At 56.2% G+C, this 26056-nt stretch carries 15 protein-coding genes and 1 pseudogene; 13 read left to right on the top strand and 3 right to left on the bottom strand.

Annotated elements, in window-relative coordinates; translation table 11 throughout:
• Positions 1–8: 8 nt before the first annotated feature.
• From AC2FLD_RS20670 to AC2FLD_RS20655, 4 genes are read left to right on the top strand one after another with little or no spacing between them, the layout of a single operon-like run.
• On the top strand, positions 9–1241 hold the full coding sequence (locus AC2FLD_RS20670; RefSeq protein ID WP_496673537.1) for a carbohydrate ABC transporter permease: 1233 nt from the start codon (positions 9–11) through the stop codon (positions 1239–1241).
• Entirely contained in the window at positions 1241–2449 is a 1209-nt protein-coding gene (locus AC2FLD_RS20665; RefSeq protein ID WP_496673534.1) for a carbohydrate ABC transporter permease, read from the top strand. The genes AC2FLD_RS20670 and AC2FLD_RS20665 overlap by 1 nt, the downstream gene beginning before the upstream one ends.
• A gap of 5 nt (positions 2450–2454) precedes the next feature.
• Entirely contained in the window at positions 2455–3702 is a 1248-nt protein-coding gene (locus AC2FLD_RS20660; protein WP_496673531.1) for an MGH1-like glycoside hydrolase domain-containing protein, read from the top strand.
• Positions 3702–4757: an ABC transporter ATP-binding protein gene (locus AC2FLD_RS20655; RefSeq protein ID WP_496673528.1), complete on the top strand. Its 1056-nt coding sequence runs from the start codon at positions 3702–3704 to the stop codon at positions 4755–4757. The genes AC2FLD_RS20660 and AC2FLD_RS20655 overlap by 1 nt, the downstream gene beginning before the upstream one ends.
• Positions 4758–5060: 303 nt before the next feature.
• Here AC2FLD_RS20655 and AC2FLD_RS20650 read toward each other — a convergent pair whose 3' ends face one another.
• Positions 5061–6212 (bottom strand): flavin monoamine oxidase family protein, encoded by a 1152-nt coding sequence (locus tag AC2FLD_RS20650; protein ID WP_496673525.1) that lies wholly within the window; start codon positions 6210–6212, stop codon positions 5061–5063.
• Positions 6213–6703: 491 nt separating this feature from the next.
• Complete coding sequence (locus AC2FLD_RS20645; RefSeq protein ID WP_496673522.1) at positions 6704–8299, bottom strand: GMC family oxidoreductase; 1596 nt, start codon at positions 8297–8299, stop codon at positions 6704–6706.
• Positions 8300–8408: 109 nt separating this feature from the next.
• Between AC2FLD_RS20645 and AC2FLD_RS20640 the strand changes: the two genes are divergently transcribed.
• The 4 genes from AC2FLD_RS20640 (at position 8409) to AC2FLD_RS20625 (ending at position 12528) form a co-directional block, all read left to right on the top strand.
• Positions 8409–9647, top strand: coding sequence for a TRAP transporter substrate-binding protein (locus AC2FLD_RS20640; RefSeq protein ID WP_050605343.1), 1239 nt, complete (start codon positions 8409–8411; stop codon positions 9645–9647).
• Positions 9648–9713: 66 nt separating this feature from the next.
• Positions 9714–10379: a TRAP transporter small permease gene (locus AC2FLD_RS20635; RefSeq protein ID WP_496673519.1), complete on the top strand. Its 666-nt coding sequence runs from the start codon at positions 9714–9716 to the stop codon at positions 10377–10379.
• Positions 10379–11737 carry a TRAP transporter large permease gene (locus AC2FLD_RS20630; RefSeq protein ID WP_496673516.1) on the top strand — a complete coding sequence of 453 codons (1359 nt, stop codon included), beginning with the start codon at positions 10379–10381 and terminating at the stop codon, positions 11735–11737. The genes AC2FLD_RS20635 and AC2FLD_RS20630 overlap by 1 nt, the downstream gene beginning before the upstream one ends.
• 11 nt (positions 11738–11748) lie before the next feature.
• The gene (locus AC2FLD_RS20625) at positions 11749–12528 is read left to right on the top strand and encodes an IclR family transcriptional regulator (RefSeq protein ID WP_496673514.1); all 780 of its coding nucleotides are present in this window, start codon (positions 11749–11751) and stop codon (positions 12526–12528) included.
• Positions 12529–12836: 308 nt separating this feature from the next.
• Here AC2FLD_RS20625 and AC2FLD_RS20620 read toward each other — a convergent pair.
• Positions 12837–13411: pseudogene (locus AC2FLD_RS20620) on the bottom strand (mannitol dehydrogenase family protein).
• Between the two features lie 840 nt (positions 13412–14251).
• On the opposite strand from AC2FLD_RS20620, the gene AC2FLD_RS20615 reads away from it, so the two are divergent.
• From AC2FLD_RS20615 to AC2FLD_RS20595, 5 genes are all read left to right on the top strand, one after another.
• Positions 14252–16492: a WD40/YVTN/BNR-like repeat-containing protein gene (locus tag AC2FLD_RS20615; RefSeq protein ID WP_496673512.1), complete on the top strand. Its 2241-nt coding sequence runs from the start codon at positions 14252–14254 to the stop codon at positions 16490–16492.
• Positions 16493–16509: 17 nt separating this feature from the next.
• Positions 16510–17511 carry a hypothetical protein gene (locus AC2FLD_RS20610; RefSeq protein ID WP_496673509.1) on the top strand — a complete coding sequence of 334 codons (1002 nt, stop codon included), beginning with the start codon at positions 16510–16512 and terminating at the stop codon, positions 17509–17511.
• A 162-nt stretch (positions 17512–17673) separates the two neighbouring features.
• A complete protein-coding gene (locus AC2FLD_RS20605; protein ID WP_496673506.1) occupies positions 17674–20454 on the top strand; it encodes a S8 family serine peptidase in 2781 nt (926 codons plus the stop codon).
• 35 nt (positions 20455–20489) lie between these two features.
• Entirely contained in the window at positions 20490–22556 is a 2067-nt protein-coding gene (locus tag AC2FLD_RS20600) for a trypsin-like serine peptidase (protein WP_496673504.1), read from the top strand.
• Positions 22553–25948 carry a hypothetical protein gene (locus tag AC2FLD_RS20595; protein ID WP_496673501.1) on the top strand — a complete coding sequence of 1132 codons (3396 nt, stop codon included), beginning with the start codon at positions 22553–22555 and terminating at the stop codon, positions 25946–25948. Before AC2FLD_RS20600 ends, AC2FLD_RS20595 begins: the two co-directional genes overlap by 4 nt.
• Positions 25949–26056 lie beyond the last annotated feature (108 nt).

Genomic DNA, 26056 nt, shown 5'->3' with positions numbered 1-26056 from the left:
GGTATCCCATGACTTCGACCACCCCACCGACCGGAACCGGGGCATTAGCCAAACGCGAAGCGCGTCTGGCCTGGACGCTGCTGGCTCCGACCGTGATCAGTGTATCGCTTGTTGTGATCTTGCCTTTGCTGGCGATTTTCTGGATCAGCTTCAAGCCATTTACCCTTTCCGATCTACGCCCACCCGCACCAGTTGTACGTGAAAGCCTGCGCGGATCGGGCGACGATCTGCGGATTGAATACCGCTTGCGCAACTCCAGTCAGGAGATCGCAATCGACGGTGTCACCCTCAGCGATGTTCTGCCCGATGGTGTCGTTGCAGGGGATGTTGCTGCTCCCTGCGTGTTGGACGGGCAAGAGCTGTTTTGTGACTTCGGCACTCTGGAAGGTGGGCAGCGCGAACGTATCCGTATTCCTGTCGCCATTGACGGCGACCCCGAGGCGTTCGAAGACGTGGTCGAAACGTCAGAACCGCGTGTGACCGGAAGCGGTCCGAATGTTCTGACCAATCTTGATTTCAGCCTCGAAAATTATGCCCGCGTGTTTGACGGGTCCGAGTTCTGGGGCGTGCTTTGGGTCACTCTGTTTTACACGGTGTTCGGGACCGTTGGCGCATTGGTCATGGGTTTGTTTGCGGCGTTGTTGCTGAACAAAAGCTTCAAGGGGCAAGGGTTCATCCGGGGGCTCTATTTGTTTCCCTATGTTGCACCGGTCATTGCAGTGGCCTTTACCTGGGTCACGCTGTTTGATCCGTTTTCGGGTTCGGCCAATGCGCTTTTGATCCAGATGGGGCTGACCAACGCACCGATCAACTTTTTCGGCGAACGCCCTCTGGCGCTGATCATGGTTACGGTGTTCGAGATTTGGCGCTATTTCCCGCTGTCCTTCCTGTTCATCCTGGCGCGGATGCAATCCATCGATAGCAGCATGTATGAAGCGGCGGACATGGATGGGGCGTCGCCCTTCCAGAAGTTCTGGTTGCTGAGCATCCCGCAACTGTTGGGTATCCTGTCGGTGCTGTTCCTTTTGCGCTTTATCTGGACGTTCAACAAGTTCGACGACATCTTCCTGCTGACCGGCGGTAATGCCGGCACCCGCACACTGACCGTGAATGTCTATGAGCAGGCGTTTGCGATCTCGAATATCGGGGCAGGTGCGGCGGTGGCCGTGGTCATCCTGCTGTGCCTGATCGCCTTCAGCTTTGTCTTCTTCCGCTACATCAGCCGTGAGGAGGGTCTTTGATGCGAAAAGGTTACATAACCGGTCCGGTTCTGGGCGCGCTCTGGCTCGTCATTATTGCCAGCACCATCGCCGTCACCATGTCTTTCGCGACTGGCGCAACCTTTCGCCCGCAGGTGGGGCTGTCCCTGGTCTGGGGGGCAGTGGCAGGTCTTACTTATGTTGCGTTTCCAGCGCGCCATGCTCTGGCGCGTCTGGCGGTCTCCGTGTTGCTTGGCTTGTCTTGTCTAAGCGGCCTGGGTCCGGTTCTGATTGGTCCCGATACGTCGGTTCAGGCCAGTTTCATCACGATCATCGCTGTTGCAGTCGTGATGCATCTGTCACTGGCCGAGATCCTCAAAGAGCTACCCTTCGCCGAACTGACACGCCATGAATTCGAAGACGCGGTGATCCGATTCTGCACTGGATTTGGCTATATCTTTTTCACGGCCATCGTCGTCATCCCATTCTACGTGATGGTGATGACCAGCCTGAAATCGCAGCAGGCGCTGTTGCAGAACCCGCTGGATTTCTCTGTTGACTTGAGCCAGGGCACCGCGTTGTTCCGCAGCTATACCGAGCTGTTCCGCGACTTCAATTTCGGCACCTATCTCTGGACGTCCTTCTACGTCTCGGTCCTGACGGTGTTCATTACACTGCTGTTCAGTGTCCCTGGTGCCTATGCCGTGGCGCGGTTCCGGTTCAAAGGGCAAAAGGCGTTTTCGCGGTCGATCCTGCTGATCTACATGGTGCCGATGATCGTTCTGGCGCTGCCGATCTATATCGCGTTTTCGATAACGGGCCTGCGGAACTCGATCCTCGGCATCGTCATGGTCTATCCGGTCACGACGATCCCTGTCGCGCTTTACATGCTGCAGGGTTACTTCCGTGGTCTGCCGACCGAAGTGGAAGAGGCTGGTCTGATGGATGGTCTGTCGCGTCTGGCCGTGATCTGGAAGATCACCCTGCCGCTCAGCCTGCCTGCGCTGGCGTCGGTTTCGCTCTATGTCTTCATGATCGCCTGGAATGAATTCCTGCTGGCCTTCATGCTGTTGGACGATCCGTCGAAATTCACCCTGACCCGAGGCGTCACGATGTTGAACTCTTCGGAAATACCCCGTCAGCACCTGATGGCCGGTGCGGTGATCGCCACCCTACCGATCATGGCGTTGTTCCTGGGGCTTGAACGTTTCATGACCAAGGGCCTCACAGCGGGGTCTGTCAAAGGATGACACAGATGAACCAACATACGAACCCCGACCGCGAGGCGCGCAATATCCTGATTGCCAACGATCGCGGAGGCTACACCATCCCGACCGAGGGGCTGTATCCATACCAATGGAACTGGGACAGCGCGATTGCCGCGCTTGGCTTTGCCCAGTTTGACCTTGACCGCGCCTGGACCGAGATCGAAACGCTGTTCACCGGGCAATGGAAAGACGGCATGGTTCCGCATATCCTGTTCCACCAGCAGGATGAAGGGTATTTCCCCGGCCCCGACGTTTGGGGATGCAATGGCCCAATCCCGTCTTCGGGCATCATCCAACCCCCCATTGCTGCGACCATGGTACGCAAAATCTGGGAACAGGATACCGCGTTTGGGGATGCTCGCATGAAGGCGCTGTTCCCAAAAATGCTGGCGTGGCATCATTGGATCATGAAATGGCGCCTTGATGAATTTGGCGCCGTATGCACGACCCATCCCTGGGAAGCGGGCCGCGACAACGCGCCCGATTGGGATAACTCCATGGCGCGTATGGACGCGTCGGATGTAGGCGAATACCAGCGCCGCGATACAAGCCATGTGAACAGTGACGATCGGCCCACAAAGTTCGATTATGACCGGTACATCAAGCTGGTTCAGATCGGCCGAGGTGCGGGGTGGGACCAGCAAGCCCTGTTGTCCCTGAACCCGTTCAGAGTCGCGGACCCCACGATGACCTTCACGACGCTACGCGCTGCACGGGACCTGCTTGCGGTCAGCGAACAGCTGGGGCTGGAGGCTGAAGGCCTCACAACCGATATCGAAAAGCTTGATACCGGCGCGCGTTCGCTTTGGAACGATGACCTAGGCAGTTTCGACTCTCGTGACGCGCATACCGGGGAAGTGGCCAACAGTGTTTCGAACGCGTCATACCTATGTTGGTACGCGGGCATCGAATCCGACCAGATGCTTGAGCGGCTGAAGTCGACGTTGGAGACCGCTCCATACCCCGTTCCAAGCTATGACCTCGAGATGCCAAAATTCGATGCGCGCAGGTATTGGCGCGGCCCGACATGGGCATTCATGAATATGATGATTGGGGTCGGACTGGCTGATATGGGGCATACACAACAGGCAGAAGAGCTGCGCCGGAAAACTGCCGAGTTGATCTCGGGTTACGGATTTGCAGAGTATTTTGATCCAAAGTCGGGCAGCCCCGCAGGTGGCAATGCATTTACATGGACAGCCGCCGTCTGGCTTCACTGGGCAGGGAGGGCCTGATGGGTAGCATCGAACTAAAGTCTGTCGAAAAATGGTTCGGCTCGGCGCAGGTTATTAAGGGCGTAAACCTCAAGATCGAAGAAGGTGAGTTCATTGTTTTCGTCGGCCCGTCTGGTTGCGGGAAATCTACATTGTTGCGAATGATTGGCGGGCTCGAGGACATTTCGCGCGGGTCGTTGTTGATCGATGACGGCGATGTCACGGATCATCCACCTTCAAAGCGCGGTCTGACTATGGTCTTCCAGTCTTATGCGCTTTACCCCCACCTGACGGTTGCGGAAAACATGGGATTTTCCCTCAAGGTGGCCGGTGTGCCAAAGGTCGAGATTAACGAGCAAGTCGGTAAGGCCGCCGAAGTTCTCAAGTTGGGGGATTTCCTGGAGAGACGGCCAAAGGACCTATCCGGTGGCCAGCGACAGCGGGTGGCCATCGGCCGTTCTATCGTGCGTGACCCGACGGCGTTTCTTTTCGATGAACCGCTTTCAAACCTTGATGCTGCGCTTCGGGTTGAGATGCGTTACGAAATCGCCAAGCTGCACCAAACTCTTAAACGCACGATGATCTACGTGACGCACGATCAGGTTGAGGCAATGACGCTCGCCGACCGGATTGTCGTTCTGGAATACGGAAAGATCGCGCAGGTCGGCACCCCACGAGAGCTTTATGAGCGCCCCGCAAACCTGTTTGTGGCTCAATTCATCGGCAGCCCGAAGATGAATATTCTACCCTGCACCACCGAAGGCGGTATCTACCGGCTGGAACACGGTGGCAGTGGCGCGTTCGACCGGTCCGGCGTTGCAACCAAACTTGGTGTTCGGCCAGAGCACATTCAGGTTGTCCCCACGGGTGAAGGTCAATGCGATGGCGTCATCGAGGTGATCGAATACCTGGGTGCAGATACTTTCTTGATCGTTGATTGTGGTGGCGAGGAAAAGGTCACAGTGCGGTTAAATGGCGATACCGATCTTGAGCCGGGGGCTAACATCGGTCTGCATTTCCCAACCGAAAAACTGCACCACTTTGGTGAAAATGGACAAGCCTTGGGGCTCAAATAACACAGTCACCAATCTGCCCTTTTCATACCACACCATTGGAAAGCTCTAGCTCTTCTCCAAGAGTCTGCAGCGAGCCTCGGATTGGATCAGGAACATCGCAAAAAATGCGCCCCTTCTACTAATCCGGGGCAAAAATCTTCCCGTCCATGCTAGTGCACTTAATCGCTAAGGGCTAAGTGGCAAAAACTATTCGGTCAGTATTGCGAGAGGGGTCCTGACATTCAGCGAGCCCGTTCTGACCAATGCTGCGCTATGCTTGAACGGCTGCTTTTGAGAATTTGAAACCTTAGGCTCGAACCCAATTTACGCGACGGTCATCTGCTCGACGGCTCTTTTTGCCGAAAACGCAGCGCCTTGCACCGTTGACTGGTCATCTTGGCCTAGAGCTTCACCGGCAAAGAAAACGCGTCCCCTTACTGGCGCCAAAATTTCAATGATGTCATCGTTGCCGTAATTCTCCATCGAGTAGCTACCCATAATGTAGCGTTCGCGGCTCCAGTTTTGGACGACACCATCAATGAATGCCTCTCTCACGACTGAACCGAAAATTTCTGTCAGTTCTGCGAGAACATCCTGCAAGAGGGCTCCATCATCCAATGATACGCGGCCGAGTGGCTCATCCGACACGGTAAAGAGCCCCAAGATGTTCTGGCTCGTCGGTTTGCCGAAAGCGGCATCGTAGTAGATCTTTTCTGACCATGTATTGGCCAAAACACTCGCACGAGACCCTTCAAACAGTATGTCGGGATAGAAGCGCTCACTGAATTTGAGGAACACTTTGAAACCGGACCCAAAACCGATGTCTTGGAGCGCGTGCAGGCTGTGCGGCGCAAGCCCATCCTGAAATGCGATCTGATCGCGTTGCAGTACGGACAACGGCACTGTGACCAACACTTTGTCTGTGTCCAGCGTCCGACCGTCGGTGAGCCGAACTGAAACCCGCGACCCTTGTTTTGAAATCTGCGAGACAGCCGCACCAACCGCAATCTTTTCACGAACCGCAGGCAGTACAAATGTCTCGAAGAAACCATACCATGTCGTGTCGAAGAATTTCACTTCCCCATAGCCGTGCCGCAGCGCATTGAAGTTTTTCAGCTTTCCGTTGTGCCAGAACTGGTATGTTTGCGGCTGGTAATTGATGGTCGCAACACCAAGATCGGTCTCGCCTTGATCAAGAATACGCCCAAGGATCTTAGGATCATCATGGATCCACTCCGCCCCAAGATCGAGGGGCACATCAGCAAATCCCGTGAGGCGCTTCAAGCGACCTCCCCATGACGGTGAGGCTTCGAGGATGTGAACCTGAACGCCGGTTCTTGTTAGATGGTAGGCCGCCGTCAATCCGGCGGCACCCGCGCCGATGATCGTGACGTGCCGGGGCTGTTGCGCCGAAATTAAACCCGGCGAGCACACTAGTGATGACGCTGCTAAGCCTGCAAAAGTTCTACGATCCATGGCTAAATCCGAATTCGTTCATCTCAAAACTGCCACTCCTTGGATGGAATGCAAAGTCTGTTTTGTCCGCACATCGGACATCGACGCTCCATTTTGTTGACCTTCGAATGACGGCTCTGAGCCCACACAGGTCCTCCAGCGTCGGTTGGTAAGAGGCGGGAGAGCGGACTTTCCAGTCATGGATTGCGATGCAGCAATAGCCACGGCGAAAACTACAAATTCGATCTTCTCAGACTCGGGAAAAGATCGAAATTTCGCAGATGCATTACAGAAATTTTTGTTAGCGCAGATGTCGCACAAAAGTGGCGGTGCCGTGACGAAAAAGACCGGGTTGCTGTCATCAAAACGTGGGGAAAGCCTCAAACAGAATGAAGAAGTGGGGCTTGTTCTTGCCACTCTCTGTATCGCTACTCGACTAGGTCTTCGAACTCAATCCGGCCGCACAGGCAGCAGATTTGCACAAAGCGCAACCTCACTAACCAACACGCTCATCACTTCTTTGAAGTAATCAATTCGCTGGCTTTTTCACCGATCATGATCGCTGGAGCATTGGTGTTCCCGCTGACGATCTCCGGCATGATCGAGCAGTCAGCTACGCGAAGATTAGTAATCCCCCTGACTTTCAAACTTGGGTCCACTACGGCATTTTCGGAGGTGCCCATCGCACAAGTTCCCGTGGGGTGATAGATAGAAACAGAGTTCGATCGCGCCCAATCCAAAGTGCCTTCGTAGTCTTCGCTGGAAAGATCGGAAGATGGTCGAAACTCTTCCGAAATCTTAGAAGCTAAGGGGTTATGCCGGGCTATACCACGTGCGATGTTCACGCCGTCGACGATGGTTCTGCAATCCGTTTCGGTCGAAAGATAGTTCGGGATGATCTTGACGTAGTCACTTGGATCAGGGCCATCCAAACGCAACTCCCCCCGGCTTTCAGGCCTGAGTTGGCAGACGGACATTGTGAACGCTGAAAATGGGTGCACGCCTTCTCCGGGGCTGTCGGCTGACCAGGGCTGGACGTGGAACTGAATGTCAGGTGATTGCACCTCGGGACGGGTTTTCAGGAACCCGGTGGCCAGACTGGCCGCCATCGTCATGGGTCCAGCACGAAATAGTGCGTATTTCAACGCGATGCGGGCCTGATTGAACAAGCTTCGCACTTCATCATTCAACGTGGGCTCGTTGCACTTGAAGACAAGGCGCGCCTGCAGATGATCCTGCAGACGTTTTCCCACACCGGGTAGCGAATGGACGGGTTCGACACCATTAGCCTTCAGGTGATCGGGATCTCCGATGCCCGACAACATCAATATCTGGGGAGAATTGATGGCACCGCCAGACAAGACAATTTCACGCCGCACTTTGATTGATTGCATTTTGCCTGATCGGTCTCGGTAAAGAAGCCCCGTTGCTTTCTTTCCGTCCAACTCTACGCGTGCCACCAAGGCATGTGTGATGATGCTCAGGTTTGGCCTGTTCTTAATGGGCTTGAGGTAAGCAACCGCAGCGCTGCATCGGCGACCATTTCGCGTGGTTAACTGAAAGTAGCCAACACCTTCCTGATCGGCCCCGTTGTAGTCAGGGTTGAACGGGTAACCCGCGGCTTGCGCAGCGGAAACCCATGCGTCGCAGATTGGTCTCTGAATGCGCATGTTCGAGACCGACAGAGGCCCGCCGGTACCATGAAATTCGTCCTCTCCGCGTTCCTGATCTTCACTGCGTTTGAAGAGAGGCAAGACGTCGTCCCAACCCCATCCGACATTTCCCATCTGACGCCAGCGGTTGTAGTCCTCTTTCTGTCCGCGAACGTAAAGCAACCCATTCAACGAGGATGAGCCCCCCAGGACCTTTCCGCGCGGCCAGTCAATCGAACGCCCGTTCAAACCTGGATCAGGTTCCGTGCGATAGCACCAGTCCACTGCGGGGTTGTGCATGGTTTTGAAGTATCCAACCGGGATGTGAATCCACGGGTTGGTATCCGGACCGCCGGCTTCCAACAATGCAACCGTTGTGTTGGGGTCGGCGCTCAGGCGATTGGCAATGACACAGCCAGAAGAACCCGCTCCGACGACTGCATAATCTACCTCCATCACTGTCTCCTCCCAAGGTTGTTGAAAAAAACTCTATGCAAATTGCTGGAACTATACTAGCATTTTTTGATACAAAACGTCTCAATAATTGCGATCAGGGAGGTAAGCAATGGAGATCGGTAAGAAACTAAGCGGTATTTCACGGCGGGACTTTTTCCGCGTGGCCGGGCGCTATGGCATGAGCTCTACACTGTTGGCTGCAGGTGGCTTTGGCGGAGCCATGAGTCTGGCCAACTTGGCACAAGCCGCGGAATCCAATTACGAAAAACGTTTCTCGAAAGAACCCAAGCACACACTGAAGTTTGGTGCATCGGGTTTCAACACGCGTAACCTGCTGATCGAACGAGCCGGAGCCATCGAGTTCGCCCGCGATCTGGAAGAGCGCACGGACGGTGAGATTCGGATCGAATTCATCGGCGACAACCAAATCTGCGGGCAGCTAAGCTGTGTCGAGAAGACTCAGCAGGGAATTGTCGACATCTATGCGGCGTCGACCCAAAACTCGGCCGGCGGCGCGCCATATCTGAACGTGCTCGACTATGCTTACATGTTCCCTAGCCGGGCGGCCCAGTATCACTTCTTCTACAGCCCGGAAAGCCAACGCATTTTGCGAGACCCCCTCGAAAAGCGTCACGGGTTGAAGTTCCTGTTTACCCATTGCGAACTGCGCGGACTGCAAATGGGCTCGACCTTTGCTGACAAGCCAACCGTCACCAAGCTGGAGGAGCTGTTCGGAACCAAGAACCGCGTGACGGGGACGCAGCTGGGCCGGATTGCCATGCAACTGCTGAACCTGAACCCGGTTCCTGTGGCGTGGGAAGAGACTTTGGACGCGCTCAAAACAGGCCTGATCGATGGGGCTGAAACATGGGCGTCGGCTGTTGCATACGCCAACATGGCGCCTGTAGTTTCGCAATCAGTTAACCTCAAGTTCTTCTGCGGCACCGAACACACATCGATGTCGGCCAAAGTGTTCGACAGCCTTGGCGGCGAGTTGCAGGATGCGGTGATGGAGTCTTCGTATTTCACTCAGGCCCTGATCCAGGGGGCTAACGAAGCGGCACTGTTGAACACGGTCGGTTTCTCGGAACCTCAGCTTCCCAACACGATCTTCGCTGAAAATGGCGTTCGTCCGGCCTTCCTGCCCGACGATCAGATCAAACTGGCCGAAGAAATGTGCGCTCCGAACTACAACCCCGAACCTTGGGCACAGTGGCGCGAGCGGCTCAACAAGTGGGCCGGTGGTATCGACACCTATCAGGAGATCTACGACATCGCGCGCGAGATCCCCGCAGACACCTTGCCGGAAAATGTCGAGCCACGCCGTTGGTGGATGGGCCAAACCTGATAAACCTGACCGAGCCGGCCTTAATTGGGCCGGCTCCGCTAAACACCGACTGGGAGGACGGGGTTCATGTCTTTATGGGCAGATATCGGCGCGATTTTCAGCGCGTTGCTCACCCGAGATTCATTCGAGATTCAAACCGCATTGGAATCTGATGCCGCCTGGGTTGTCGGCACGGTTGTTGCTGCTCTTGGCGGTCTTCTGGTGACGCTGATCTATCGCAAGGTACCCTTTGTCGAGCGCCATTTTGAGCGTTCGGTGATGGTCTATTCTTACCTTGCTATTGCCCTGATCATCTTCTGGGGTGTGATCGACCGGTTTGTCTTCAATGATCAGGAACCCTGGTCCACCACCATTCCTCCGCTTCTTTTCATGATAATGGCCTGGTTTGGCGCATCCTATAACGTCCGCTTGCGTACTCATCTCAGCTTTAGCGAATTTCGCAGCGCGATGCCACGCGGCGGGCAATTGGCTTGCCTGATTCTTGATGCCGGTTTGTGGTTCATTTTCGCGGTCATCGTAATTGTGACCACAACTCGCCTGGTCGCGCTGTCCGCATCAAACTTTCAGATTGTTTTAGGAACCGACAACATCATGCAGTGGTGGTTCCTCTTGGCAGCTCCGCTGTCATTCTTCCTGATGGTTGGCCGCGTGTTCCAAAACCTGGCCGACGATTTGCATAATTGGAAAACCGGAGAGCCGCTGATCAAGCAGGCCGTAATTGGGGCAGACTGATGACTGACGGAACTTGGGTTACATTGATATCGCTGGGCGTGACGTTCCTGTTCATGCTGGGTGTGCCGGTCTTATTGGTCATCGGTTACTGGGTGATCGGATGCTCGTTCGTCCTTGGGCTGACGCTCGACAACATGGGCGCAGAACTGCTGAACGTCTTCAACAAAGGTTTCGCCTTGTTGGCAATGCCGCTCTTCATTCTGACCGGTGACTTGATCAACAAATCTGGCATCGCGCGAAGGCTCAGCGACTTTGCTTATTCCTGTTTGGGCTGGATACGAGGTGGGTTGGCCATGGCATCGCTCGGGGCTTGTGGTCTGTTTGCAGCGATATCGGGTTCAAACTCTGCAACCACGGCAACGATCGGGTCGATGTTGCATCCAGAGATGGTGAAAGGCGGCTACGACGAACGCTTTAGCGCCGCAACCGCAGCTGCAGGCGGTACGGTTGGGATTATCATCCCTCCGTCGATTATTTTTATCGTTTACGGTTTCTTGATGAATTTGCCGATTTCGGAGCTTTTCGTAGCCGGCATTCTACCTGGGGCGCTGATGGTTTTTGGTATGCAGTTTGCGTGCTGGATCATCTGCCGGATCAATGGCTGGGGGCACCTGATACCATTGCAACTGAACCGCGTCCTCAAAACCGCATTTGGTGCGTGGCTTGGGTTTTTCGCGATCGGCTTGGTCTTGTGGGGCATCTATACAGGCAAATTCTCTCCGACAGAGGCGGCCGGGGTAACCGTCGGTTTCTGCGTCATCGCGGGATTGGTCAGCTATCCGATCAACCGGCTCATGGGTGCGCGTGGCGATGTCTCGCCCACAAACAAGAGCTTTGCCGAGATGATGGTCGTCGAAGGGTTCACCATCCCCGAGATTCCGTCCATCGTTATTCGCTCGGCGCAAATTACAGGCATTCTTGCGCCTCTGATTGCGATTTCCGTGGTCATGCAGCAAATTCTATCGCTGCTAGGCGCGCAGCAAACTATCGGAGACTTCGTGACCTCAATGGGCGGCTACTATGCTGTGTTGTTCACGTCGATGGTCATTGTCTTTTTCTCAGGCATGGTGCTGGAGAGTCTTCCGGTTACGATCATCCTGGCGCCGATCTTGGCTCCGATAGCGGTCTCCGTCGGCGTCGACCCGATCCATTTTTCGGTGATCTTCCTTGTTGGTGCGTCAATAGGTTTCATTACTCCACCATACGGTCTGAACCTTTATGTCGCATCGGGCGTGACTGGTGTGCCCTATTTTAGACTATTGCGCTATACGGTGCCTTACCTTGCAGCGTTGCTGTCTGTCTGGATTTTGGTCTCTCTGGTACCTGATCTGGCCTTGATCCTGCTGCCAAACAATTAGAATGTAGCGAAATGGCAAACGCGGACACATCGGGTAAAGAGACACAAATACCGACTAATCTTCGTTTGCTGCTTATCCTGGAAGAGGTCGCAAGGCGCGGCGTTGCGGTCAAACCGTCTGACCTGATCGAGTCTTTGGGTCTGGCGAAACCAACAATCCATCGTCTGCTTCAAACTGCCGAGACCGAAGGGTTCCTGCAACGTGACATGGATGGCCGATCCTATGGTCCCGGTCCCCGCTTGCGGCAGCTTTCGGTGAACACGGTTTCGTCAGAGCATCTGCGAACGGCCCGTCTCGCAATCCTGCGCGGGATCGCCGATGAAATAGGTGAAACCTGCAATTTGGCTATCCCGGACCGCGAAGGCATGATCTATCTGGACCGGGTAGAAACGAAATGGCCTTTGAGAATTCAATTGCCGATCGGATCGCAAGTTCCTTTTCATTGTACGGCAAGTGGAAAGATGTATCTTTCCACCCTGCGTCGAAACACTTTGGACGGGTTTCTTTCCGCACGGGCGTTAACGGCGAATACGAAAAAAACAATAACTGACCCCGAGGCCCTGCGCGCTGAAATCTTTCAGATCGCGCAAATTGGATATTCAACCGATGATGAGGAGTTCATGTCAGGAATGGCAGCCGTAGCTGTTCCGGTTTTGGATGAAAACGAAAGGTTGGTGGCCACGTTGTCTGTACACGCGCCGACGCAGCGTCATGATTTGCAGAGTTTGATCCAGTTTCAGACCTTGCTACAGGCCGGGTCAAAAAAACTACTGGGTTTGCTCGCATCGTAGAACTGCTGGTACCTAACCTCTTAGTGCGCTCAACAGCTGATTGGGTTAGGTGATATCCGATTGCCCAAATAGCGTCTTTAGCTGCTTGTGTGCAGAAAAACCAACGCGTAGTCGACGGCAAAGCAGGTGGCGCGGCGGTCGCCCTTCAAAGACGTTGTGAATGTCCGGCAAGAACCGCCCTCACATCATTGCAAAGTCTGCTGCACTAAACGTTTGTCAATGCGTTTGTGTTGTGTGCCCGGCCGAGAGCTGAAACCGGACGCGACAGCTTCAACTTTCGGCAGCCAATTGTGTTTTGCCACACGAGGTCAAAGTGACTCTGTATCCAGAGCGACATAATCCGCTATAGCTGCCCGGCTTCCACGTTGCCAAATCGCGGTTAGCCAGAAGGCAAAGGCTTGGGCGAAGCGTGTGTCGTGACCAAAGTCGCCAAAAAACTGACTTTGCTCGATCCATTGTTTTGGGTCTGCCCTGGACGCCCGGGCGGTGTTCTGCAAGTCCTGCCATAGGGGGTCGTTCGGGGGAATTTCTGAACCATCTTCTCGTAAGCCCGCGCACATCCAGCACCAAAATGCTCGGCCAATGCCAGCCCGCTCGGGTTGGCGCCCGATGCAAGTGCATCGCGCAACGACGGCAGCAAGAACGCCGGATGCCGTGAGGATCCGTCAAACGCGACCCGACGCGTTGTGTCGTGAATTGCAGCGTTAGCAAAACGTCTTTCAACCAACCCAAGATATTCGGTCGCTGTGGTTCCGGGAACAGCATCTACATAAGGAAGTATTTCTTCTGTCTGAACCTTTCTGAAAAACGCCAGGATATCCGGGTCCTGCATACATTCCGAAATCGTCGGGACGTTTAGAATTTCACCGACATTTGCAAGCAATTGATGGCCGGGCGAGTGCTTTTCAAGACCTCAATGAGTATGTGGTGATGAGGCAAAAAGCCTTCTTTCAAAGAGCTGCCTTAGGCATTTGCTCGGCCCGTATAGTGTTGAAAAACTCGTTCCTCCGTGGCGAACAAGTGAAATGGCAGAACACTGTTCTTAAAATCGCGTCAATTGCCAAGCTAGGTTTGCATTAAAGCCATCTGAAAGATCATTTTCTCAACACTACCTCCGGGCAACAGGCATCCAAGTAGGTGATACCAATTGGCCCCTCTTACGACGGCCGTTGTTCAAATTAATTGATATTAAATAACTTTTTTTGCCGAATTGAACCCTCGTGTTGCAGAAATCAAAAATCACTTGATCGAATCAAGGCGATGACTGACACTTTTTCACAAATTTAAGGTGTAAATTTTTAGCAATAGTAAAGGGAACCGGTATGTATCATGCCGTCAAATCGCAAGCCATTGGTAAGCTGCTCGTAGTTGAAGGACCGTCGCTTATCGTTTCCATCGCAATCGCTAACACCTTTTATAAATTCGGCTCCTTCTTGTTGGAGCTTCTGGCATTTCTTCCGACCTGGTTTGTTGTGAGCTTTGTTATTTCGTCCATCCTCACCCGGTTTCAGGTGCGAGGCGGGCAATAGCCCAGACTTAGCATGACAGGTTCCGATCAGGTGGAACCCGAGATTTTTTAAATGCGCTGACGTCTGCAACGTATTGGTTGGGCAGCGCGGTTCGCAGGGATGCATGCCCAAAAGTACCGTTACTCGGCACGGCGCGCCACCTGCGTGATGCGTGCCAAGCTGAGCCATGACGCAGAAGAGGGGAGGGTGCTGATATGACATGGACGTCTCAAGGACCGCGACCCGGGACGGGAGGCCAGAGTGAGGGCGTAACAGATCGCGAGATCGTCGGCGCGGTCAACGCCGTGGTGCCACACACAGCCAGCGTGGACATTCTGTATATCGGCGCGGTCAATGGTGGCGTATGGCGCACAGAGAACGCACGGGATCAACAACCTGACTGGGTCAGTCTGATGCCGAATGAAGCGTCGCTGTCTATCGGTGCTCTTTGCCAGGATCGCGATGACGCGACCCTGCGGACACTGGTCGCCGGGACCGGACGCTTCAGCAGTATGGGGCGTGTCGGCGGTGCGTTGCTGGGCGTGATGCACTCTACCGATGATGGGGCGAATTGGACGGTTCATGACAATGGCGGTCTGTTCCGATCTTTGCACATCCGCGCGATCCATGCCCATGGCGATGTGATTTTGCTGTCTGCGAATTTCAGCCATAATTCTGTCAACAGCACGGTGGATGGTGTCTACCGCTCCGGCGATGCAGGCCAGAGCTTCACGCATGTTTCGCCAAATGCGCTTGCCCCTGGGTGGTCTTTGGCTCTGGCTGCGTCCCCCAATGATGTCGACCTCATCTATGCGCACGCAGGAGCTGGCCTTTTCCGCAGTGATGACTCAGGCGTCAACTGGATCAAGATCAGTTCGGTAACCATGGACGCCCAATTGGCCAACGCGACGAATGTGCGTATAGCGCCCGGTCCGGGCGGCACTGTTTTCCTGGCGATCGCGTCTGGCGGTCAACTGTCCCATCTCTATCATTCCACCGACCGCGGCGCGACGTGGAGCGGGCTTGATCTGCCGATGACCTTCGAGGCCGGGAACCACCCATTCGGCATACATCCCGGCCGACAAGCCAGTTTTCATTTCTCGATGGTGGCGGACCGCAACAACGAGAACATAGTATATATCGGTGGTGATCGACAGCCCGCCTTCAATGAAGGTCCGCCGGTTCCGGGTCCTCCCCCTCCCCAGTTTCCGAACTCAATCGGCGCTGGCACCTATTCCGGTCGCTTGTTCCGGGTCGATGCTGGACTGGGCGCAGGCCTGCAGGCCAGCCCGATCACGCATAACCATAGCCTGACGGGCACTGCCCCGCACGCGGACTCGCGATGCATGGCCATTGATTGTGATGGTCACCTGATTGAAGGCGACGACGGTGGGGTCTATCGGCGCACTGACCCGCACTCGGATAACGGTGACTGGGTTTCAGTTATCGGGTCACTGTCCAACACTGAAGTTCACTCTGCAGCATGGGACGGTGCAACCCAGGTGGCATTGGCCGGCACACAGGATAACGGAACTCTGATGCAGGACGCGGCGGGTGATGATCGATGGCCCAGCCTGTTCGGCGGCGATGGCGGTGTGGTGGCAATCTCGACACGCCCGAGCAATGCCGGAACAATTCGCTACTTCAGTTTCCAGAATCTCGGCTTTGCACATCGCGGGTTTTACGATGCCAATGGCACTCCGATCGGTTTTCAGCGGTTACAACTTCTGGAGGTTGGAACCTCGAGTCAATTGGTGCCGCAGTTCTATTCGCCTGTTCAGGTTAACGTTGCGGCCCCCGACCGACTGATCATCTGCGGACGCAACGCTGTCTGGGAATCTTTTGACAGGGGGGACACCCTGCGCATCGTCGACCCTGTGGGGATTGTAGTCAACGGTGCTGCAGCCGTAGCTTATGGTGCCACCAATAACGCGGATATATTGTATGTAGGTGCCGGGCCTAATGTTTTTGTGCGCACTGGCGCGGCACCAGCAACACTCACGCAGACAGCCAATTTCAGCACATCAGAGAATGTGACCGGTGTAGCCTTGGATCCCGACAATCCAGGCACCGCTTTTGCGACCGTGTTCAGTGGCGTGCACATGACCGACGATTTTGGGCAAACATGGCAAGATATCACCCACGATCTGATCGCGCAGGGCGGGCGAACGATGCGCTCAGTCGTCTGGTGTGGCAATATCGGCAACGGTCAGGTCGTGGTGGGCACCAACGCGGGCATTTATTCCGCAGATGCCCCCAACTTCGACCATTGGACCCCGGTTGGAATCGGCTTGCCAGCCGTGCCGGTCATGCAGCTGCAGTATGACGGTGCAAGCAATGTTCTGCTCGCGGCTACGCTTGGCCGTGGGGCATGGTCGATGAACTTGACCCAACCCCAGCCTATGGTTGCGGCTGCAGGCAGTGGCACGGGCAGCGCTGCCACGGCGCAAGGCTAGAAGGAGGTGGAGAGGACATGACCAGTATTGAACTCAGCTCCGGCATCATCATCGACACCGAACGCAACCAGGCTTACGTGATGGCGCCCGAAGGTGGCGTTACGGCAATTGCACTGAGCGATGGACAACCGCTATGGCATTCCGGCGACGCCGAACGACCATTACTTTTGTCCGACAATCTTCTGATCGGACAGTCCGGCTCTAGTGAAGGCGCCCCAGGGGTGACGATACGCATGTTGCGCGTCGAGGAGGCTGGTGTCGCGGCCAGCGAGAGTGTCGTGCCCTTGCCCGGCGCGGTGGATCCCCTGATCGAACCCACTGCGAACCGAGGCTTCAATCTTTCGGCCGAGCCGCTGGATGGGGATGCGGTTCTGCGATGGGAGTTTCGTGAACGGCCCATGCGCGGGTTGGATCTGAGGCCCCAAGAGGTTCTGCCGGGTGAGGCTCTGCCTGGCACGGAAGCTGCCCTTGAGTCGCCGGGCCTGCCGCCACCTGGCGCTGAGGGTGGCGCGACAGCGGGCGAGGACGAAACCATAATTCGCGGCCAGGTACGCATTTCGCCGCTCGATGGCTCAGTGCAGCCGATGGTCGAAGCCACAACGGAAATGACCCTTCCGGGTGTGCCACAGTTTCCAACCAAGCGCGCCGATGTTGCTCCGCCTGCGTTGGAATCCGCACTGGCGGTCGAAGACCCCTTGGTTTTCCGATCCGCCGACGGGACGCATCTGTTGCGCAGTGCGCCGCTGGACAGTGATGATCTTTGGACGAACTACCGTTGGCAGGTGTTTGAAAGCGGCGGCACAGAACCGATTTTGACGGTCACGCTGCATGTCAGCTTTGCGCCCTTCGTCGTGGTCGGCGACCGTCTGATCGTTGAATTGCAGCCCTATTCGCATCGAGACGGGGTGGAATTGATCGAAGAGCCGATGCAACTTCGGGCTTACGCGCTGTCATCTGGAGATCAGGCTTGGTTTGTGCCAACGCGTGATGTCTACGCCGTGCCTGCGCCGCCGCACTAACACGCCTCGCTGGCACAGGACTTTACGCATGAAAGAGGCAAGACGACAGTTTCCGACATCCAGAAACGCACCACCCGTTTACGGGATTTTATATGACTCAGGCGGTTACATGCGCCGCCATTCTGGATCTTCGGACAAAAGATTACATTAAAGGTGATAGATATGCTTGAACTCTTACGTGCCGCCGCGCAAGTGTCTTCGCGGACTGAATCCACAGCTCTTCCGGGTGACATCCTTGCCTTCACACTGGAGTATGCCGAAGCACCCGACCTGAACACTGAACGTGCCAAGCTTGAGGAGGTGTTGGGTGGCGATGGGTTCGATCTGTTCCCCTATTCGTTGGAAGACGATCCTGAGCTATTGATCCTTCAGTTTCAGGGTATCGTACGGGACAACTCTGCGGAGTTTCTGTTCGCTACTGCACAGGCACTCAACGACGAAATTGGAACCGTATCTGTAACGCCCGACATTGACGCGCCATATCGTGATGTGACGTCCTTGCCGCCCGGGGTGGAGGGCGTGGGGGACGCGCTCTGGGCGCTTTGCACATCGAAGGCCCCCGGCTCCAGCGACGAGGAATGGGCCCGCAAGTTGATCCGGGTGGATGATGCCGAACGAGAGCATGGCGTAAGCGGTGCAGGCGTTATGGTCGCACAACCCGATACGGGTGTTGCCGAGCATGATGAGCTGCAATCGGGGATCGACCGTTTGAGAGGTTATGATTTCCTGGCCAACAAGGATGACCCCGAAGATCCGCTGAGCAAGAACATGGGGTCCCCCGGGCACGGTACAGGAACGTCCAGCGTCGTTATCAGCCGACCATCGGGAAGTGTCAAAGGCTCGGCCAAGGGCGCAACCTTGGTGCCCATGCGGGTTGTGAACTCGGTCGTGATATCCTCGGGTGTCGCGATCGCACGCGGGATTGATCATGCGCGCCGCCAGGGTTGCAGAGTGATCACGATGAGTCTCGGGGGGCCTTTTGCCTCTGGTTCGATGCGTCGCGCGATCCGGCGCGCCATCGACGCGGATATGATCGTCCTTGCCGCCGCGGGCAATTGCGTGGGCTTTGTGACGTTCCCGGCATGGGACGCCAACATGATCGCTGTGGCGGGTGTGGACCGGAACAAGAAAAAATGGAAAGGCTCGTGTTCGGGTCCAGCGGTGGACATTTCGGCCCCGGGCGAAAACGTCTACGTGGCTCGTCGTCAAGTCGTACCCCCGGGCCACACGCCGACCCCCGAAGAGAAGGCTGATGTCAACGACCGGGGGCAGGGCACGTCCTTTGCCGTGGCGCTGACGGCAGGTGTCGCAGCGCTCTGGATCGAAAAATGGGGGATCAATGACATCAAGGCGGCGGCAGCGCAGCGCGGTATGTCTGTGCAGGCGCTGTTTCGCATGGCCTTGCAGATAACAGCCGATGTGCCAAGCGGTTGGGACCGTTCAAAGATGGGCGCGGGCATTGTCGACGCCAAGGCGCTTCTGGACAGAGATCTGTCCAGCTTGCCGGGCTCGGCGGCCCCCGCAGAAAGCGGTAATCCTGCGCTCGTGGCGTTCGACAATGACTTCGAAGGCACTGCTTTTGCCACTGAGGCTAGCTACATCGCGTTTGACCGGCAGGTCCGTGCGGACCAGACAGTTGCCGGGACGTTGGAAACCCCGGTCTCGCCGCAACCCTCCCCGCAATTTGCCCGGGAGTTGACGGATGCGCCACTTAAAGAGTTTCCGAGCCCGGCTTCGTTCATCGGTCCTGCCTCGCCTCCCGTCCCATTGGAAGAGGCGGTCAAACGATTGGCTTTGCGCGGCGACAGAACGTTGGAATCTGCGGCCACGGTAAGCCCGGACTCTGCGCTGGAGACGCTTCGGCAAACGGGCACGGCCAATATCGTTGATAGATTGGAAGCCGCCTTGGCCGAGCGTCACGAGGCGGCCAGCGACATCGTCAATAAAGATCTGCAAGCCGAAGCTGTCGAACGCATCGCGCGCACGGTGGATAGCCTGACCTACGCGACCGAAGATCCTGGCGTGCCCGAGGAAGAAGTGCGCGCCACCCTCGAGGCTCTTGTTCGCCTGACCGGCCGCCCAGCCATCCGTGTGAAGGGAGACGGCAGTGAGGTGAGAGATACACGTTTGGGTGACTGGGTCAGCAAGCTTGTGCCCACCCGGCATAGGTGGCAGCGGTTGACCAACGCGGTGGGCCGTATCGACGTGAAACTTGCCAATGGGGAATGGGCCCACGCAGGCACGGGGTTCGTGATGGCTGACGGCAAGATCATGACCAACCGCCACGTCATCGACACCTTTGTCGAAGGATTGCCCGCGCCCGCGGGACAACAGGCGTTTCATCATATGCGCGACGCGTCGATTATTTTCGACCCGGAAGCGGAGGATGAAACCACCCGCTACGCCTTGGGCGAGATACTGACCGCCGGAAAATCCCGCATCGGATCATTTGTCGACCTGGGCAAGCTGGATATGGCGGTGGTCGCCATGGACCCCAACAATGGTCACCAACCGCCGCCGCCGCCAATCGACACCACATTGGTTTCGATGACCGACCCCGATCTCACCGATATCCTGCTTTCCGGCTATCCGGCGCGCCCGGCCGGCAGCAGTGGCCCGAGGGCTGACAGCGAGGATTTTCTTGCCTTCTGGGACCGGTTGGAAGAGCTCTATGGCGAAGAATATGGCAAGCAATATCTCAGCCCGGGTGTGATTATGGCCCGACCTGGCGCTGTTGTCGGCGACCCGCGCGGCTGGGCGTTTACCCATGACGCCACCACCATGCCCGGCAACTCCGGATCTGCTGCGATCTCGCTTCACGGCAATATGCAGTTCTGCGGTCTGCATTTCGGCGGGGCCACGCTGACGCAGAATTTCGCCCATGACATTGCGAGTGTTATGACAGTTGGCGACGGTGTTTTTGATACGGACATTCTGGATTAAGTTACCGTATGGACGGCAGTGCAAACGAAAATTTTGTGGCACGTGTCACGCAGCTTCTGGAGGTCACGCGCAGACTTCCTGTCGCCCGTGCCCGGTTACAAAGCGCCTATGACACATGGGTGCAACAGCGCGGCACGCACCGCATGCCGCCCGGCTTTCTGTATTCCATCGCGGCAGCCATGGATCGCACGCAGGTTCAGATGTCGCCGCCGCCTGATCCGGCGCGAAATGGTGATGCCTTGGCTCTCGCGCTTGCGATGCTGCCTGGCGATAAGGATGTGATCGCTTTTTTTGGTGCCGCCATTGCGGCTGGCATTTTCGATGCACCTGGCCGTGACCTTAAAGCGCGCGACGCGGATCGACGCAAAGCTATGGAAATCCTGATCCAACAACTTGGCCGTGACGCGCTGGAACAGGTGTTGCCCATTGCCAAGCTGCAAAATGCGCCCGTGGCCGAGGAGCAGGCCCATGATGAGCATGCCATCTGGATTGATCCAGGCCATTTGTTGCCCGCGATCATTCTGGCGAGGCGACGGCTTTGCCGCATTGTTCGCATCCGTCGCAGCGGAACGCGGGACACACTTGGCACAGGCTTCCTGATTGGCCCATCGACAGTGTTGACCAACCATCATGTCGTAGAGGACATCAACAAGCAAACGTTGCGCGAGGACGAGCTTCTGTGCTGGTTTGATTACTCTGAAACGACCGGCGGCAAGAAGAGCCCCACCGCCCATCATCACGCCGATCCCGATTGGAAAATCGCGGTCAGCCCTGTCGGGCTCAAGCAGGCGGAAAACCCAACGCACGAGTGGTGGGAAGACGAAGACAAACTTGAAGAATGGCTCGGCCAGGTGAAAGACACGCTGGACTATGCTGTCATCCGGCTCGCCACGACCCCGGGCTTGCAGCGCGGCTGGTATGACCTAAAGTCGCTGCAGGCGTCAACGTCGATGCAGGCGATAGTTCTCCATCATCCGACCGGGACCGATCAAACCATCACCTTGGGCAGGATGAGCGTGTCGAACCCCAAGGACGTACGGCTTTTTCATCAGGCTGCGACGGCGTCTGGGTCATCCGGCGGGTTGGTGCTGAACGAGTATGGCCAACCCATCGGCCTGCACCACATGGGCCTTCATTATTCCGATCAGATCCAGGACCCCACTGATCCGACCAGAAAGATCGAGAAAAAACGCTTCATGAACGTGGCCATAAATCTGCAGAACGTCGCAGCCGATCTTGAGGCCAACGGGATGTTTGACAAGATAGAGAAACTAAGCCCGATCACGCCGGTTCTTGGCTGCATCGATGGCGGGCATCCGATTTTTGGCCGGAGCACGCTTTTGAAGGATCTTCGCACCATGTGGGAAGACGAGAACAAGCGCATTTTGATGGTTCACGTGCGGCAGCCAGACCCTGCTGTGAAGAGCCCCGGTAAAAGCTTTACGACGCAGGTGATCCAGGGCTTGTTTCGCCGCCCTGAGGACCATCATATCGTGTTTAAGGCGGGTCAGACGGATGCCGATGCCTTGGCCTTTGCACGACGCACTGTCAAATCCTTTGCCGAAGATCTTGTCCATGACGTGCCAGCGGAACCCGACACGACGACCACGGCTTACGTTCAGATACTGGTCAATTTTGTCGTGGGCTGCATCGAAGATCGTCTGAGCAACGGCAGCGTCTGGCTGATGATCGATGATCTGGACCGGCACAGCCTGTCGGATGCCTCCGGTCGGGAATTTCTCGCTACGCTTTATAACAGGGTGACGGGCATCAACAACCTGCGGGTTGTTCTGATTGGCTTGCCAGAAGACATCGAGATCAGCGGCATCGATCAGGAGAACCTGCTGCGGAGCACAATCGACAGCGAGGACCTGACCAATTTCGATGCGTTGTTCAAGGCCTGGCTGGAGCAGCGCAGCTCGATGCGAGGGGCCATCGGCGAGGATGCCGTTGATTTGGTTTCCGGTATTGTCGGCTCATATGCACAGCAGAATGAGCCCCTGCGCGCCATGGCTGAGTTTGTCGTGAATCACATGACAGACATAGCCAAAAAGCTTTTCGGAGATCCCGACATGCTGCCTACGACGGAGGAGGATACATGAGCGCGCTTCTGGTTTCCGCCGCCCTGCAGGCCGCCAGCATGACAGGTAGGTTCAAATTGCCAGACCTCTGTCAGGCCATCAGCCTGCCCTCCACGGACACCCAGCTACGCGATCTGGTGTGGCGTGCGCTTGCACCCGAAGCAACCGAACATGTCACCGCGGATGGGACCTATTGGTGGCAAATCGGACCGGATGCCCGACGCGGAGCGCTGGGCGGGATCTATGCCCTGTCTCAGCTTGACCGGTTTCTGGCGCAGGTGCCGCCTGCCTTCAAAGGAGACGCAACGAATGCGCCTGACCTCTTTGGCATCGCGCTGCAACGGATCCTGCGTCGCGACCGCATCAGCTTTGGCGATCCCTCCAGCACGGCGAGCGCGGACGAGTTGCGCATCTCTTTGAGCGAGGCGGCGGCCTATCTAGATGCTGTGCAGTTTGCAGAGGCCATGCCCGTCCTGCGTGAGGAACGGCTTGAGGTAAAAGTGCGGCGCGATGGGCCGTACAATCATGTCACTTTGGAGGAATTCAAGGCTCTTGCCGAGGCCAAGATCAAACAGCTTCAGAGCAGATGCGACGTCCGGACCGTTCTGCCTGCGCATCACTTTGGATATTCGACGCAACGCGAGACAATCAGCCGGTTCGCCCGCGGAGTGCACGAAGACAGTGAGCCACTTTTGCTCACCGGTGTGGCCGGGGTGGGCAAATCAGCGCTCTTGTCGCGCCTGATTCTAGGTTGGCAGCGATCCCAGCCTGACATGATCATTGTCACGCTTGATTTTGATCGGCGCCAGTTGAACGCGGGCGAACCGATCGAACTGATGCAAGAGTTCTTGCGTCAGGTTATCGCGGTATTGGGACTGCGCGGGCGCATGCCAGATGATCCGCTGATTCAGGGTTTGCGTAGAATTCGCAGTGATATTTCCCTGTTCAAGACGTCTGCTTCTAGTGGCGCTCGCGAAACCAATGATCAACAAGCGAGCGACATTCGCAGCGTGCTGCGTGCGCTTGCTGCCGATTGGGCGCAGCCCTTGCGCGAGGCCCGGATTGTCGTTGTCATGGACACGTTCGAGGCCATTGACCGCATTCAGGCCTATGATCGTCTTGCCGCTTCGCAGGACGAGGATCAACTGCCCGAAAACGTGGTTGTAACGCAAATTCTGCGGCTGTTTGGAGATGTGCAGCAAGGCTATCTTGAAAACATGCGCCTCATCATCAGCGGCCGGGAAGAGCCCCTGATGAGAACTGGGCAGGATCGGATGTTCGGTACCCGGCTGCGGCTGCGCGGCCTGTCGAATATCTCTGGCGCAAAGCTTTTGCAAGCAGAGGCCGACACCTATGTATACGCCACAAAAGCTATTTTTGAGGACACGGAAAAGACAAGTCACATCAGTAGCTTGTTGGATGGTCACCCGCTCGCTCTGATCGCTTTTGTGCGCTACGCGGATGACAATCGAGAAGATGTTGATGCCTTGATCGCGGATCTGGAGAAGCGCGGCGGGTTCACTGCGGAATTTGCGCAGGTCTTCCTTTATCGCCGTATCCTTGAACGCATTTCAGATCGTAAAGTGCGTATGCTGGCCCATCCGGGTTTGATGCTGAGGCGGCTTGATGTCGATGCAATCGAATACATCCTTGCCGAGGCGTGTCTGGATCGCGGCCCGGATTCGAAAGCACCGTTGCAGCAAAATGAGGCTGAAAACCTCTTTGAGAGACTGCGCAACCAGTATTGGCTTGTGGAAAAGGTCGAGGGCCGAAGTGACATGGTACGTCACGTGCCTGACCTGCGCCGGATGATGCTGGACGGGTTGCTGGCCGGGCCTTCTGACAACGACAAGGGGGATAGGCGGGCGAATAAAGAAGATCTGCAGCTCCGCGCGCTGGAGGTCTGCCGTCTGGCCGCCAAGCATTATGCCGAGGGTGACGAGAACCAAAAACTCGACGCGACTTACTACGGCGCGTTCAATACACAGGTGCCGGAGGACATGACGAAGGACCTGGCGGCGAGGCTTGACAGACATCTTGGCCCCGATATCGAAACTATGCCCATCGCCTGGCGGGCGCGTATCAAATTCCTACTTGATCGCAGTCTCAACACGCAAGAAACCGCAACCCTTGATGCTCAGGCGCAGCAAGAGGTGTTGCGCCGCGGGTTCCAAAAAGTTCAAAAGGCCGGATTCACGACAAAGGCACGATCAAAGCGCAAGCGTATTAAACCCGCAACCGAGGAGCCTGTGGCGACAGAGCTTTTGGCCGATGCATTTGACGCCGCGGAAGAGACCCCAGAAATCTCTCGAGATATTTTGCGCGGTTCAAATGCGCCGCCGGAATCTGTGAAGCAGGACGAGAAGGTTCCCCTTGCTCAACACGGCGAGACATTCCAGATCGCCTGGGAGACCGGGGACTTGCCGGTCTTGTTCGACGGGATTGAGACCAGAGAGGACGGCCCGGTGTGGCAGCTCTTGAACGCCTTTACAAAGGCGCCGCAGGACGAACAGATGGAGTTCTGCCAGGCGGCCGAAAGAGACCTGCTTCACCATCCGATCTATCTGGCAGCCCTGGCTGTTCTGGGTAAAGGCGGTTCGGACGACTTTCATCGCGACTATACGGCGGATCTTGAGGTCGATGGGTCGTTGAGCGAAACCACGGTTCCACTCTGTCTAACGTTCTTGGCAGAGACTTTGATGAAGGGAGATTTCAACGGCGCCGCGCGATCGTTATTGAACATCGCGGCTTTGGCGCATGACACGTCGCCCATCATTTACAACCGTTCGATTGGCGATCAGGTGCTGGGAGCACTCAACGGGACGCGGAAATCGCCGGGTGAATTGCCTGCAATCGCTTTCAACGGTATGTCCCTGCTCGCAGGCGCACCGCATGACGAATACGGGCGCATCAATGCCAAAGCCATCAGCCCCAGCAACTTTTTCTTTGGCCCGCTGGAGAAACTCTACCGATCTGCCGAGCAGGAAGATCTTTCTCTTTCCATGGTTGAACGTGTCTATCGTTCTGAAATCATGCAGCGGTCTGATCCAAAATCGCTGGATGATGTTGGACTTCAGATGTTCCCGAAAATGTTTCGGGGCCTCACACCAGAGCTCTACGGCCCGCTTTCCGCCATTCTCGGGCGGTTGGATTTCCATGCGGGAGAGGAGATCACACTGTCCATCTCCAGCAGGCATCCGATGTGGCCGTCGGATCTGCGTTTTGACGATCAGTTCCTGTACAGTGCGGAACAGGCCCCCACCATCGTGGAAACCGCCGACCGCTGTGGGGTGTTGCCAGAGCTGATCGAAAAGCTGCGCCCCCATGATCCTGCGGTGATACTTTTGGCCGGTATCTATGATCTGATCTCGTGGCTCTACTTCGGTCTTCGCCCATCCACGCCAACAGCCTGAGCGAGACCTGGTGCAAGAGAGCGGGTATGAACTCTAGGGTCAGGACCCATTGATTTTCGTTTTGCAGCATGATTCACGGTTCTAAAACTGAGCGGTGAACATGTCTGA

It is taken from the genome of Ruegeria sp. CDSA021 (genome assembly GCF_059612325.1).
The sequence above is the reverse complement of the archived record's forward strand: the minus strand, read 5'-3'. Positions and strand labels throughout refer to the sequence as shown.